General features: G+C 70.7%; 14 protein-coding genes and 1 pseudogene. 8 read left to right on the top strand and 7 right to left on the bottom strand.

Annotation, left to right across the window (positions count from 1 at the left end; translation table 11 throughout):
* Positions 1–32 precede the first annotated feature (32 nt).
* Positions 33–725, bottom strand: a complete 693-nt coding sequence (locus AB7E03_RS07510) for a response regulator transcription factor (protein ID WP_018191755.1) — start codon at positions 723–725, stop codon at positions 33–35.
* A gap of 103 nt (positions 726–828) precedes the next feature.
* On the opposite strand from AB7E03_RS07510, the gene AB7E03_RS07505 reads away from it, so the two are divergent.
* Genes AB7E03_RS07505 through AB7E03_RS07490 form a run of 4 tightly spaced genes read left to right on the top strand, consistent with a single transcriptional unit; the run spans position 829 to position 4,569 of the window.
* Complete coding sequence (locus tag AB7E03_RS07505) at positions 829–2,049, top strand: NAD(P)/FAD-dependent oxidoreductase (protein ID WP_489940656.1); 1,221 nt, start codon at positions 829–831, stop codon at positions 2,047–2,049.
* Entirely contained in the window at positions 2,003–2,962 is a 960-nt protein-coding gene (gene folP, locus AB7E03_RS07500) for a dihydropteroate synthase (protein WP_489940654.1), read from the top strand. The genes AB7E03_RS07505 and folP overlap by 47 nt, the downstream gene beginning before the upstream one ends.
* Positions 2,955–3,707 (top strand): pyrimidine reductase family protein, encoded by a 753-nt coding sequence (locus AB7E03_RS07495; protein ID WP_489940652.1) that lies wholly within the window; start codon positions 2,955–2,957, stop codon positions 3,705–3,707. The genes folP and AB7E03_RS07495 overlap by 8 nt, the downstream gene beginning before the upstream one ends.
* Entirely contained in the window at positions 3,694–4,569 is an 876-nt protein-coding gene (locus tag AB7E03_RS07490; RefSeq protein ID WP_489940650.1) for an aminoglycoside phosphotransferase family protein, read from the top strand. The genes AB7E03_RS07495 and AB7E03_RS07490 overlap by 14 nt, the downstream gene beginning before the upstream one ends.
* A 6-nt stretch (positions 4,570–4,575) precedes the next feature.
* Here AB7E03_RS07490 and AB7E03_RS07485 read toward each other — a convergent pair whose 3' ends face one another.
* From AB7E03_RS07485 to AB7E03_RS07470, 4 genes are all read right to left on the bottom strand, one after another.
* Positions 4,576–6,219, bottom strand: coding sequence for a DNA repair helicase XPB (locus AB7E03_RS07485; RefSeq protein ID WP_441781541.1), 1,644 nt, complete (start codon positions 6,217–6,219; stop codon positions 4,576–4,578).
* A 67-nt stretch (positions 6,220–6,286) separates the two neighbouring features.
* A complete protein-coding gene (locus tag AB7E03_RS07480; RefSeq protein ID WP_489940648.1) occupies positions 6,287–6,493 on the bottom strand; it encodes a hypothetical protein in 207 nt (68 codons plus the stop codon).
* Positions 6,494–6,593: 100 nt separating this feature from the next.
* The gene (locus tag AB7E03_RS07475) at positions 6,594–8,465 is read right to left on the bottom strand and encodes a helicase-associated domain-containing protein (protein ID WP_489940646.1); all 1,872 of its coding nucleotides are present in this window, start codon (positions 8,463–8,465) and stop codon (positions 6,594–6,596) included.
* A 22-nt stretch (positions 8,466–8,487) separates the two neighbouring features.
* Complete coding sequence (locus AB7E03_RS07470) at positions 8,488–8,778, bottom strand: hypothetical protein (protein ID WP_441781544.1); 291 nt, start codon at positions 8,776–8,778, stop codon at positions 8,488–8,490.
* A 52-nt stretch (positions 8,779–8,830) separates the two neighbouring features.
* Between AB7E03_RS07470 and AB7E03_RS07465 the strand changes: the two genes are divergently transcribed.
* A complete protein-coding gene (locus tag AB7E03_RS07465; protein ID WP_018191747.1) occupies positions 8,831–9,211 on the top strand; it encodes a cold-shock protein in 381 nt (126 codons plus the stop codon).
* Positions 9,204–10,118, top strand: coding sequence for a DUF3027 domain-containing protein (locus AB7E03_RS07460; RefSeq protein ID WP_489940643.1), 915 nt, complete (start codon positions 9,204–9,206; stop codon positions 10,116–10,118). The genes AB7E03_RS07465 and AB7E03_RS07460 overlap by 8 nt, the downstream gene beginning before the upstream one ends.
* Here AB7E03_RS07460 and AB7E03_RS07455 read toward each other — a convergent pair.
* Positions 10,038–10,202 (bottom strand): annotated as a pseudogene (locus tag AB7E03_RS07455) (DUF2530 domain-containing protein); the annotation flags it as partial. The gene AB7E03_RS07460 and the pseudogene AB7E03_RS07455 sit on opposite strands and share 81 nt — an antisense overlap.
* Positions 10,203–10,210: 8 nt before the next feature.
* Entirely contained in the window at positions 10,211–11,326 is a 1,116-nt protein-coding gene (serC, locus tag AB7E03_RS07450) for a phosphoserine transaminase (protein ID WP_489940641.1), read from the bottom strand.
* 132 nt (positions 11,327–11,458) lie between these two features.
* Between serC and AB7E03_RS07445 the strand changes: the two genes are divergently transcribed.
* Together AB7E03_RS07445 and AB7E03_RS07440 are read left to right on the top strand one after the other, a co-directional pair.
* Positions 11,459–12,151 carry an iron-dependent transcriptional repressor DtxR gene (locus AB7E03_RS07445; RefSeq protein WP_441781547.1) on the top strand — a complete coding sequence of 231 codons (693 nt, stop codon included), beginning with the start codon at positions 11,459–11,461 and terminating at the stop codon, positions 12,149–12,151.
* A 218-nt stretch (positions 12,152–12,369) separates the two neighbouring features.
* Entirely contained in the window at positions 12,370–13,275 is a 906-nt protein-coding gene (locus AB7E03_RS07440; protein ID WP_489940638.1) for a C40 family peptidase, read from the top strand.
* The last annotated feature ends 211 nt before the right edge of the window (positions 13,276–13,486 follow it).

Genomic DNA, 13,486 nt, shown 5'->3' with positions numbered 1-13,486 from the left:
CTACCTCATCGCGCACCGCCCGGCCCGGCATCTCAGGCCTTGGCGGCCTTCAGCATGTACCCGAAGCCGCGCTTGGTCTGGATGAGCGGCTCGCTGGAGTGCGCATCCACCTTGCGGCGCAGGTAGGAGATGTAGGACTCGACGATGCCGGCGTCGCCGTTGAAGTCGTACTCCCACACGTGGTCGAGGATCTGCGCCTTCGACAGCACGCGGTTGGGGTTCAGCATGAGGTAGCGCAGGAGCTTGAACTCGGTCGGGCTCAGCTCGATCGGAGTGTCGCCGACGAACACCTCGTGCGTGTCCTGATCCATGGTCAGCTCGCCGGCGCGGATGACCGCGTCTTCGTCGGCCTGCATCGTGCGGCGCAGGATGGCCTTGATGCGGGCGACGATCTCGTCGAGGCTGAACGGCTTGGTCACGTAGTCGTCGCCGCCGACCGTCAGGCCGGTGATCTTGTCCTCCGTGTCGTCCTTCGCCGTGAGGAAGAGGATCGGGGCCGTGTAGCCGGCGCCGCGGAGGCGCTTGGTGACGCCGAACCCGTTCATGTCGGGCAGCATGACGTCGAGGATGATCAGGTCGGGCTCCTCTTCGAGGACCGCGGAGATCGCCTGGGCCCCGTTGCCGACCGCGCGCACGGCGAACCCGGCGAAGCGGAGGCTGGTGGTGAGGAGGTCGCGGATGTTCGGCTCGTCGTCGACGATGAGAATGCGGGGTCCTGCGTTCATGCAGACATTCTCTGCGCGTCGGCTGGGTCTTACCTGTGAGCCGTCGGTGTGTGGTGAGTGCGCGGGTCTGGCGCCGTCCGTGTGAAGAGTGGATGCTGAAGTCATGTCGAATCCCACCGTCGTCATCGCAGGCGCCGGCCTCGCCGGAGCGACCGTCGCGACCGAGTTGCGCGAGCATGGTTTCGAGGGCCGCATCCTGCTGCTCGGCGCCGAGGAGCACCACCCGTACATCCGGCCGCCGCTGTCCAAGGAGTATCTGAAGGGCGAGGGCGGGATCGAGCAGGCAGACGTGCATCCCGCCGACTGGTACACGGACAATGCGGTCGAATTCGTGCCAGGCGTCGAGGCCGGATCGTTCGAACCCGGCGCGCACGAGCTCTTCGTGTCGGACGCCGGGCGGATCACCTACGACAGTCTGGTGCTGGCGACCGGAGCGACCGCGCGTCCCCTCGGCGTTCCCGGCAGCGGCCACGGCGCCGTGTTCACACTGCGCACCCGCGAGGACTCGGCGTGGCTGCGCTCGGCCATCGAGGTCGGCGGCAGGAGGGTGGTCGTCGTCGGCTCCGGCTGGATCGGCCTGGAGGTGGCCGCGGCGACCCGTGGGTACGGCAACGACGTGACGGTGATCGGGCACTCGGCCGTGCCGCTCAGCGGGGCGATCGGGCGCGAGCTCGGCGGCGTGTTCGAGCGGCTGCACCGCGACAACGGTGTGGACTTCCGCAACGGCGCGGGCGTCGTCGGCGTGGACGGCGGCGAGGAGCAGGCGGTCGTGCTCACGACGGGGGAGCGCATCCCGGCCGACGTGGTGATCGCCGGCGTCGGCGCGGTGCCCAACACGCAGGTCGCCGAGCGGTCCGGCCTGCGTCTCGCCGACGGCGTCCTCACCGACAAGGGGATGCGGACCAGCATCGACGACGTCTATGCCGTGGGCGACGTCGCCAACCCCTTCCTTCCGGCCATCGGCCGCCATCTGCGCAGCGAGCACTGGGCGAACGCGATAGCGACCGGCAAGGTGGCCGCCCATGCGATCCTCGGGGAGCGCGCGTCGTACGACGACATCCCGTACTTCTACACCGACCAATACGATCTGGGGATGGAGTACTCGGGCTACGTGCCGCTCGCCGCTGGCGCACAGGTGGTGTACCGCGGCGACACCGAGTCGCGCGAGTTCATCGCGTTCTGGCTGCGGAACGACCGCGTCGTCGCGGGCATGAACGTGAATGTGTGGGACGTGCAGGACGACATCCAGCGCCTCATCCGCTCAGGCGACCGGGTGGATGCGCAGCGTCTCGCCGACGAGAGCGTCGACCTTGCCGCCCTCTGACGCGCGCCGGGCGGTGCCCTACCTGCCGCCGCTGCGCATCCCCGTCCGGCGGATCGGCGCACGAACCTTCGACTTCTCGCGGCAGGTGGCCGTCATGGCCGTCGTGAACCGCACTCCGGACTCCTTCTTCGACCAGGGGCGCACGTACGCGTTCGACCGCGCGGTCGACGCCTGCTTCGAGGCCGTTGCGCTGGGCGCCGACTGGGTCGACATCGGCGGAGCGCCCTTCGCGCCGGGCGAGCCGGTGCCGGTCGAGGAGGAGGTGGAGCGCGTCGTCCCCGTCGTGAAGGCGCTGCGAGCGGGGTCGGACGTGGTGATCTCGGTGGACACCTTCCACTCCACGGTGGCGCGCGAGGCGATCGCCGCCGGCGCGACCGTGATCAACGACACGACCGGGCTCCGCGACCCGGACCTCGCGCCGGTCGTCGCCGACAGCGAGGCGACCCTCGTCATCACCCACAGCCTGGCCGAGCCGCGCCGCCCGTTCCCACGCCCGCACTACGACGACGTGGTCGCGGAGGTGTCCGCGTTCCTGCTCGACCGGGTGGAGCGCGCGATGGCCGCCGGCGTCCCCGAGGAGCGCATCATCGTCGACCCGGGCCACGACCTCAACAAGAACACCCTCCACTCGCTGGAGCTGACGCGCCGGTTCGCCGAGATCGCCGACCTCGGGTTCCCCGCGCTTGCCGCCGTCTCCAACAAGGACTTCATCGGGGAGACGCTCGACGCTCCGCGGGCCGAACGGCTGGAGGGCTCGCTCGCGGCCGCCGTCATCAGCATCGTCAACGGCGCCAGGGTCGTGCGGATGCACGACGTGCGCGCCTCGGTCGCCGCCGTCCGGATGACCGAGGCAGTACTGGGCCTCCGCGAACCCGCCTACCTCCGCCACAACATGGGAGACGTGAATGACTGAACCGGCCATCCACCGGCTATCGCCGCTGCCGTCGCAGACCGAGCTCAGCGACGACGACATCACCGCGCTGTACCAGGAGGGCGCCGGCGAGCCATGGCTGCGCGTCAACTTCGTCAGCAGCGTGGATGGCGCCGCCACGCATCAGGGACTCTCCGGCGGGCTCTCCAGCGACGTGGACAGCCGCGTGTTCGAGCTGCTGCGCCGCCTCTGCGACGTGGTGCTGGTCGGCGCTGGGACCGTCCGCGCGGAAGGCTACGGCGCGATGAGGGTCGCCCCGGCGTCTGCCCGGGTGCGGAGCGTGGCCGGGATGACGGCGCATCCCGTCTTCGCCATCGTCTCTGCCGGACTCGACCTTGACCCGCGCAGCTCCATCTTCGAGGAGGCGCCCGAGCGGCCGATCGTGCTGACCACCGAGCTGTCGCGTCCGGAGGCGCGTGAGGCGCTGTCCGAGGTGGCCGATGTGGTCGTGTGCGGACGCGAGCGGGTGCAGGCTGAGCGCGGGCTTGCGGTGCTGCACGAGCGCGGGCTGACGCGCATCCACTGCGAAGGGGGTCCGCACCTGTTCGCCGACCTGATCGCCGCGCGTGCCGTCGACGAGTTGTGCCTGACCATCAGCCCACGGCTGGAGGGCGGGACGTCGTCGCGCATCGCCACGGGGGCGGCGCCGATCGTCCCGGAAGCGCTGCGGCTGGCGCACACGCTGACGGGAGACGACACGCTGCTGCTGCGCTATGTCCGGAAATGACGCGAGCGAACTGCGTCCGCAGATCGACGCGGGGCTGGTCCGTCGGCTGGTGGATGCGCAGTTCCCGCAATGGCGCGGGTTGCCGATCCGGACGGTGCAGCACGACGGGTGGGACAACCGCACGTTCCGGCTCGGCGACGAGCTGAGCGTCCGGCTGCCGAGCGCAGCGGGGTACCGGGAGCAGGTGGCGAAGGAGCAGCGCTGGCTGCCGCGCCTCGCGCCGCTGCTGCCGCTGCCCATCCCGGAGCCGGTGGCAGAGGGTGCGCCGACCGCCGAGTATCCGCTGCCCTGGTCTGTCTACCGGTGGCTCCCGGGGCGGCCGGTGGTGCTGCTGGGCGATGTGTCGCAGGATGCTGTGCTCGCCTCGGCGATCGGGCGATTCCTGGTGGCGCTGCGGTCCGTCCCGGCGGAGGGCGGTCCGAGACCGGGGACGCACAACTTCTTCCGTGGCGCCCCGCCGGAGGTCTACGGCGAGGAGGCGCTCGCCGCGTTCGCGCTGCTCGGCTCCGACGCGGACCGTGCCCGCGGACTCTGGCACGAGGCGACGGCGTCGCGCTGGGAGGGGCCGCCGGTCTGGTTCCACGGGGATGTGGCGCCCGGCAACCTGCTCACCACCGACGGACGGCTGTCGGCGGTGATCGACTTCGGCACCTCGGGCGTGGGCGACCCCGCGTGCGACCTGGTGCCCGCGTGGACGATGTTCGACGGCGCCGCCCGCGACGGGTTCCGCGAGACCGTCGGCCTCGACGAGGCGACCTGGTCGCGAGCGCGCGGGTGGGCCTTGTGGAAGGCCGCGATCACCGTGCGCGACCGCCCCGAAGATGCTGAGTCGCGCGCGACCCTCGCGCGCCTCCTCGCCTAGCGCCTCTCAGGCGGCCTGCAGGGCGTGGGCGTCGAGGATGGTGTACGAGTAGCCCTGCTCGGCGAGGAAGCGCTGCCGGTTCTGCGCGAAGTCCTGGTCCACCGTGTCGCGCGCGACCAGCGTGTAGAAGTTGGCCGACAGTCCCGACTCCTTCGGCCGCAGCAGGCGGCCCAGTCGCTGCGCCTCCTCCTGTCGGCTGCCGTACGAGCCGGACACCTGGATGGCGACGGTCGCCTCCGGCAGGTCGACGGAGAAGTTCGCCACCTTGCTGACGACAAGCACCTTGGTGCGGCCGTCGCGGAACTCCTGGAACAGCCGCTCCCGCTCATCCACCGGCGTCGCACCGGTCAGCTTGGGTGCATCGAGTGCCTCCGCGAGCTCGTCGATCTGGTCGAGGTACTGCCCGATGATCAGGATGCGCTCGCCCTCATGTCGGTCGACGAGCTGCCGCACGATGTCGAGTTTGGCGGGCGCGGTGGCGGCCAGGCGGTAGCGCTCGTCGTCGGGGGCGGCGGCGTAGCTGAGCCGCTCCGACGGCGGCAGGTCGATGCGCACCTCGTAGCAGGCGGCGGGCGAGATGAAGCCCTGCGCCTCGATCTCCTTCCACGGCGCGTCGAAGCGCTTCGGCCCGATGAGGCTGAACACGTCACCCTCGCGGCCGTCTTCGCGCACCAGCGTCGCGGTGAGCCCCAGCCGGCGGCGGGCCTGGAGTTCGGCCGTCAGCTTGAACACGGGCGCGGGGAGCAGGTGCACCTCGTCGTAGACCACGAGGCCCCAGTCGAGCGCGTCGAGCAGCGCGAGGTGGGCGTACTCGCCTTTCCGCTTGGCGGTGAGGATCTGGTACGTCGCGATGGTGACCGGCTTGACCTCCTTCACCTGGCCGGAGTACTCGCCGATCTCCTCTGCGGTCAGGGTGGTCCGTCGCAGCAGCTCGTCGCGCCACTGCCGGGCCGACACCGTGTTGGTGACGAGGATGAGCGTCGTCGTCTTCGCCGTCGCCATCGCCCCGGCGCCGACGAGCGTCTTGCCCGCCCCGCAGGGGAGCACGACGACGCCGGAGCCTCCGTCGAAGAAGTTGCTGACGGCCTTGCGCTGGTAGTCGCGCAGCGCCCAGCCGTCCTCCTTCAGCCCGATCTCGTGCGGCGTGCCGGGGGTGTACCCGGCGAGGTCTTCGGCCGGCCAGCCGAGCTTGACCAGTTCCTGCTTGAGCTGTCCGCGCGCCCACGCCTCCACGACGAAGGTCGTGTCGTCGCGCCGCTGCAGCAGCAGCGGGGCGATCCGCTTGGCGCTCGCGACCTCGGTGAGCACGGCCAGGTCGGCGGATCGCAGCAACAGCGTTCCCTCGTCGTCGCGTTCGATGACGAGCCGGCCGTAGCGGGCCACGGTCTCGGAGACGTCGACGGTGACGGTCTGCGGGATGGGGAACTTCGAGTAGCGCTCCAGCGTCCCCAGCATGTCGTCGGCCGTGTGCCCGGCGGCTCGCGCGTTCCACAGCCCCAGCCGGGTGATGCGGTAGGTGTGGATGTGCTCGGGCGCCCGCTCCAGCTCGGCGAAGACGGCGAGGTCGTGCCGCGCGTCCTCGGCGTCCGGGTGCGCGACTTCGAGCAGCACGGTGCGGTCGCTCTGGACGATCAGGGGGCCATCAGACATAGCTCATCAGCCTACGCCCCCGCGCGGCATGCCCCCTGTGGGTGGGCGGAGCGCGCCGCCTGCGCCCTTACTGCATCGCCGACGCCCCGCCCGGGCAGACGACCGCTTCGCCGAGGCGCAACCGGTCGATGGTCACCGCCGCGACGAGCGCCGGCTGGGCCGAGTCGGGCGCGTCGTCGGGCAGGACGGACGCGACGAGGAGTTCGTCGCACTCGTTGTACCCCCAGGTGCTTCGACGGGCGAAGCCGGGAACCTCGAGAAGATACCTGGCCACCACATCCCCGTTCCGTCCGCCTGAGAACAGCCTAGGGGGAGCTTCCGCCGCCGGACCAGAGCACGAACGCGCGACTTCTCGGGCACGGCGGCGAGGAGCATCACGGCGCGGGCCGCACGCCCCGAATGCTCGACAGCGGCAGCGTCCGCTCGATGTCGGCGGCGCGGTCGCGTCCGCGCAGCCGCCCTCCTCCGACGCCCGTCGGCTCCAGCAGGTAGTCCACGACGCTGCCGTCCGGCATGCCGACCTCCACGATCACGGTCTGCCGCGCCTTCACGGCCGTGTCGAGTTGGCGCGCCAGCCAGCGCTCGCCCGTGTCCTCGCCCGCGTCGGCGTCCGCCTGCCGCAGCCGCGTCACGAGGTCTGCATCGCGGTCGTCGTTGTCGGCAGCCCGGGGATGCGCCACCCGCTGCCGACGGAGGGTCACCTCGCGGCCGTCCGCGTCCTCCGCGACCACCGGGTACCGCGCGTCGCTGAGCGCCCAGAACACGACATCCCGCGGGAACCGGCTCACCAGCTCCCCGTGGCCGCTCGGCGCCAGTCGCAGCGAACTCAGCGCCTGATCGACCTGGATGGTGCGGAGCAGCGTCGCGTCCGACGACCGCACCGCGGCGCTCACGTTCTCACCGCTTGCGTCGTGCACACGCACGCGGCCGTGCCGCTCGGCCGCGTCGGCGATCACGTACTCCAGCGGCTGGGGAAGTCCGGTGAGAGAGATCGCGGCCAGGAAGTCGCGGATGCCGTCCGCCGTCTCGCCCGCGGTGAGCGCGCGATCCACCGACGTCGCGGACAGGCGGAACGTCGAGGCGAGCGCACGCGACTCCACGTCGGCGAACCCGCGGAGCCGCGACTCGATTTCCGGCGTCAGCGGCCCGGGCGACACGATCGTGAGGTCGTGCTGCAGGTAGACCTTGTCGACCTCCGCGGGAAAGAGAGCGGTCATCGCGGCGGTCGCAGCGTCCGGGCCCTCCTCCACGAGCGCGCCGCCGGCCGAGGACGGCGCCTGGTGCGCCGTGATGCCGAGCCACTCGGCGAGCCGGGTGTGCGCATCCACCCGGCGCTGCGCCTCCTCGACGGCAGCGGGATGCAGCCACGCGACGTGCTCGCGCAGGCTGTCGCCCCAGGTGGCACGGCTGCGCAGCGCCAGGAGCGTGCGGACGTCGGCCGGGAGCGCGTCGAGCCAGGCGGCCGCAAGTGCGCGCCAGCGGTTCGGCGTGGGGGAGTGCGACCAGCCGGATGCGCGCTCGGTGGGCAGCCACATCCCGTCCTCGACGGCGACGAGGCCCGCACGCTCGGCGGCCGACAGTGCGACCGGGACGAGATCGGCGTCCACCGACAGTGCCTCGGCCAGCCGCTTGACGGCGGGGAGGGCGAGCCCGCCCTTCTGCAGGCGCCTGGCGCCCTCGCGGGCCAGCTCGGCGAGCAGCTCGGAGACGGCGGTCACCGCTTCGAACGCCCGCTCGGCGGCCAGGCGGTCGGTGAAGCGCGTCTCCGTGTCGGGAACCGGAGCAAGCGCCGGCGGCGGGGGAGCGGTCAGCAGGTCGCGAGGCGAGGGCAGGCCCGCGGCGGGCCAGGATTCGAGGTGATCGGCGACGGCGACGTAGACCGCGCAATCCGCCGCGCCCGCACCCTCGCCCGGATGGACGAGCAGCAGCCCGTCGAGCTCCTCCAGCGCCGCACCGACGGCCTCGGCCGAGATTCCGGCGGTCGCCGGCTCCCCGTCGAGCAGTGCCGTCAGCTCCCGAGCCGGAAGCGCTGCGCCCGCGCGCCCCAGCACCACCAGCGCCGCCAGGCGGGTGCGGTCGAGGGGAGCGAGCGCGCGCTGCAGCGAGTCTGCGTCGAGCAGCGCGTCGGCGAGATCGAAGAAGTCCGCAATGCCCGTGCGGCGGTAAGAACGTCGGTGCAGCGAGGCGACGAGAACGGCGTCGTCCAGCTCCCGCAGTCGCGCTGCCAGAGCGAGTGTCGTCGTCATCGCGCGCGACCGGCCGTCGCCGCTAGCGCCGGCCCGGTCCGCCGCCGGACGCGCGGTTCGCGGCCCGGTTGCGGCGGGCGCTCACGATGATGAGCGCGATGATCAGCACGAAGGCGATCGGGAGGCCCACAAGGGGGAACAGGAACACTGCCGGCCACAGCCCCTGGCCGGAGCCCTGGGCGGCGAATTGCCCCGCCGCGGTGCCTATCAGGATGGCTGCGATGCAGACCAGGGAAACGATGACGAGCGCGGCGACGATGTAGGCGAGGATGCGCTGGGGCCGCGATGCGGGCGGCGGGGTCTGCTGGGTCACGAAATCAAGGATAATTGGATACGCCCCATCCCCCATGCGAAGTGAGGTTCCCATGCCAACCGGCAAGGTCAAGTTCTACGACGAGGAGAAAGGCTTCGGCTTCATCAGCTCCGATGACGGCCAAGAAGTCTTCCTGCACGCCTCGGCCCTCCCGGCCGGCGCGGTCGTCAAGGCGGGAACCCGTCTCGAGTTCGGCATCGCCGACGGCAAGCGCGGCGCGCAGGCGCTGTCGGTGCGCGTACTGGAGGCTCCGCCGAGCCTGGTGAAGATGAAGCGCAAATCGGCCGACGACATGGCGATCATCGTCGAAGACCTCGTGAAGCTCCTCGACGGCATCGGCGCGAACCTGCGCCGGGGCAAGTACCCCGACAAGGCGCACGGCGCGAAGATCGCGGCCGTGCTCCGCAAGGTCGCGGACGACCTGGATGCCTGAGTTCGGCGACGATTCCGCCGTCGAGGGCGAGGCGGCGGAGAGCGCGGCGGTCGAGACCGAGGCGGCCGGCGCCGAAGCCGAAGCCGAGACCGAGGCCGTCGAGGTCGAGCTGGTCGCCGACCCGGAGCTGCTGGCGGCGCGTCCGCTTGCGCTCCAGGCGCTGACGGAGATCACGCCGGCGAACACGATCGGCGAGCCTCTCTGTCACGTCGTCGAGGCGCCGGGCGTCGTTTCCCTGTTCTTCGCCAGCCGCATGTCCGGCTACCCGGACTGGCACTGGACCGTCACCGTCGGCCGCACGGACGACGACGAGCCCACCGTGCTCGAGGCGGAACTCATGCCGGGCGATGGCTCGCTGCTGGCGCCCGACTGGGTGCCGTGGTCGGAGCGCCTGGCCGACTACCAGGCCGCTCAGGAGGCGCTGGCCGCCGAGGAGCCGCACGAGGGCGACGATTCCGCCGAGTCGGACGATGACGACGATCGTGACGAGGACGACGACGAGGACGAGGACGAGGATGCGTTCGACGACTCCGAGGACGACCGCGACGTCCACGACCTGCACGACGACGGCGACCTCGACGGGGTCGACATCGACAGTGTGGATGTGGACTTCGACGAGGAGACCGACGTCGACAGCGTCCTCGACCTGGAGGCCGAGGAGGCAGCGGCCCTCTCGGACGAGGACGACGATGACGACGACTCCGACGAGGATGTCGACGACGACGAGGACGACGACTCCGACGAAGAAGATGCCGCCGCGTCAGCGACGACGGGTGACCGTGAGGTAGGCGAGTCCGACGACGCCGAGGGCGAGTCCGACGACGATCGTCCACAGCCAGGTGCCGCCGCCGAGGCCGGTGCCGCCGGCGACGAGGATGACGACCAGGGCGATCACCCACAGCATTAGCCCGACCACGACGGCCCGCCGGTCATCCGTCTTCACGGGGACCGGGTCGGGCCGTCGTTCGTCGTCGCGGAGCCAGAGGCGCATGGCGTTGGTCAGCCCAGTCGCTCGACCACGTACTCGATGCAGCCGATCAGCGCGCGCACATCCGCCGGCTCGATGGCCGTGAAGGTGGCGACGCGGAGCTGGTTGCGGCCGAGCTTGCGGTACGGCTCGGTGTCGACGATGCCGTTCGCGCGGAGCGTCTTGGCGACGGCTGCCGCATCCACCCGGTCGTCGAAGTCGATCGTGACGACGACCTGGGAGCGGTGCGCTGGGTCGGCGACGAACGGCGTCGCGTAGTCGACGCCCTCGGCCCAGGTGTAGAGGGCCTGCGACGACTCACGGGTGCGGGCGTCGGCCCAGGCGAGGCCGCCGTTGCCGTTCATCCACTCGAGCTGGTTCTCCAGCAGCACCAGGGTGGCGATGGCCGGCGTGTTCAGGGTCTGGTTGAGGCGGGAGTTGTCGACCGCGTTCGCAAGGCTCAGGAACTCGGGGATGTAGCGGCCGCTGGATGCGATGCGCGCCACCCGCTCGAGGGCCGCGGGGGAGAAGAGGGCGAGCCAGAGGCCACCGTCCGACGCGAAGTTCTTCTGCGGTGCGAAGTAGTAGACGTCCGCTTCGCTGACGTCGAGGTCGACGCCGCCGGCCGCGCTCGTCGCGTCGATCACCGTCAGCGCGCCGTCGTCGCCGTTCACACGGCGGACGGGCGCCATGACGCCCGTCGAGGTCTCGTTGTGCGGCCAGGCGTACAGGTCGACGCCGGCGACGACCTCCACCTCGCTGCGGGATCCGCCGGGAGCCTCGATGACGTGCGGTGCGTCGAGCCACGGCGTCTGCGCCGCCTTGGCGAACTTCCCGCCGAACTCGCCGAAGACGAGGTTCTCGCTGCGCTTCTCGATCAGGCCGAAGGCGGCCGCATCCCAGAACGCGGTGGAACCGCCGTTGCCGATGACGACCTCGTAGCCCTCGGGGAGCCGGAACAGCTCGCCCAGGCCCTCGCGCACGCGGCCCACCAGGTTCTTGACCGGCGCCTGGCGGTGGGAGGTGCCCAGCAGCTCCGCGCCGGGGCCGGCGAGGTAGGCGACCTGCTCGGGCCGGACCTTGGAGGGTCCGCATCCGAATCGACCGTCGGCGGGCAGCAAGTCAGAGGGGATCGTGACGTCCGGCATAACTGAAGTGTATTGGCTGTTGCAGGAGGGGGACGGCCCGGGCACCGCATTCCGGTCGTGCCTGCCGACGCCTGTCAGCCGCACCAAGTAGTCTGATATCCGGCATTCGCGCGCCGTCATATGGAGGGGCCCATGACCGACCTGATCGACACCACCGAGATGTACCTTCGCACCATCCTCGAGCTGGAGGAGGACAACATCGTCCCCCTGCGTGCGCGCATCTCCGAGCGTCTGGGTCACTCGGGGCCGACGGTGTCGCAGACGGTCGGCCGCATGGAGCGCGACGGTCTCGTCGTCGTCTCCGGCGACCGCCACCTCGAGCTGACCGACGACGGCCGCCGCAAGGCCGTGCACGTGATGCGCAAGCACCGGCTGGCCGAGCGCCTGCTGAGCGATGTCATCGAGCTGGAGTGGGAGTACGTCCACGAAGAGGCGTGCCGCTGGGAGCACGTGATGAGCGAGCAGGTCGAGCGCAAGCTGCTGACGATGCTCGGTCACCCGACCGAGTCCCCGTACGGCAACCCCATCCCCGGGCTCGGAGAGCTGGGCGCCGTCGAGTCGTCCGTCTCCACCGAGAGCCTGATCAACCTCGTCGACGTCGTCCGCGGCAGCGATTCGGGGGTGACTGCCAGGATCCGTCGTCTCGGCGAGCCGGCCCAGATCGATCCCGAGCTGCTGCTGCAGCTCAAGCAGGCGGGCGTTTTTCCTGGTTCGACCGGCACTTTCTCTCCAGCCGGATCGTATGTCGCGGTGCAGATCGACGGGTTCGAATCGGGCCTCGAACTGCCCAACGAGCTTGCCGCCCACATCTTCGTCGACGCCTGATTCCCGTTACCGATTCGTTAAAAAGGGCTCAAAAAGTGTGACAAACCGCGTTCCGTCCCGTAGGGTCTAACAAGTCCTAACGGGTCAGAAGCCGGCCCATCAGGACCCCGGATCGGGACGCTCCACCCCCCTTAACCCGTCTCTCGATCCGTGACGCCGAAGCCACTCGTCGGACGGGGGCAGTTCCCTAGTGCTGCCGGAGCGTTGGAGGTCACACCTTGGCAGACTCGAGCACGCCCGGTCCCATCCAGGACCGAACGAACCCGGTCCACAGTTCTTCCGCCGTCTCCCGTCGCGCCCAGCGCGCGGTGCGTGAGACCACCGCCGCGTCCCGCCCGGCAGCGTCGCCGGCCCGCACGGCCACCGGCCCCACGCCCACCGGGTCCACCAAAAGCCAGGCGAAGAAGAAGCGCAAGGGCGGCTGGATCCTCAACGCCGGTGTCATCACCGTCGCGGCCGGCCTCGTCGCCACCATGTCCCTTCCCGCGTTCGCCTTCAACCCGGCTGACGCGAAGAGCGCGGGCTTCGGCCCGAGCGCAGCCGACTCCATGAAGAAGGCCCAGTCGCAGACCGTCGAGGTCGGCGGGGTCGCCGCCTCCGCCGTCAGCCGCGACGTGGCCTCGGCGACCACGCAGGAGCAGCTGGATGCGCAGAAGGCCGCCGTCGCCGCCGCTGCGGCAGCTGAAGCCGCCCGTCGCCAGGCCGCGATCGAGCTCACGACCTACGCCAGCAACTCCACCGGCCCCTCGGTGTCCGACTTCCTGGCCAACCCGCCGTACCCCAGCTTCAGCCTTCCGCAGGTGTTCTCGGTGGCCCAGCAGTACATCGGCACCCCGTACGTCTACGGCGGCGCGAGCCCCGCGGGCTTCGACTGCTCCGGCTACGTCATGTACGTCTACGCGCAGTTCGGGATCTCCCTCCCGCACTCGGTGTCCGGTCAGGCCGCCATGGGCAAGCGCATCTCGATCGCCGACGCCCAGCCGGGCGACCTGGTGATCATGCCGGGCCACGACGGTTTCTACGCCGGCAACGGCAACATCATGGATGCGCCCGACACGGGCCGCTCCATCTCGATCCGCCCGATCTGGACGAGCGACTACTACATCGTCCGTTTGGGCATCTGAGCTCCGCACCCCGCACCACAGCACCGGAACGGCGCGCCCCGAATAGGTGGCGCGCCGTTTCTGGGTTACCCTGGCGTTCTGACGCTGCGCTGCGCAGCCGCAGAACTCGGAGGATCCGATGGCCGGAACACGTTCCGCCGGGCCGCTCAGTGCGACCGGGTGGGACGAGCGCGGCCTCCTGACGGGATCGAGCATGGTGCTCTCCCGCTGG

This window comes from Leifsonia sp. RCC_180, from assembly GCF_058138205.1.
Note: the sequence above shows the minus strand (reverse complement) of the source record. Positions and strands in the feature narration are given on the sequence as shown.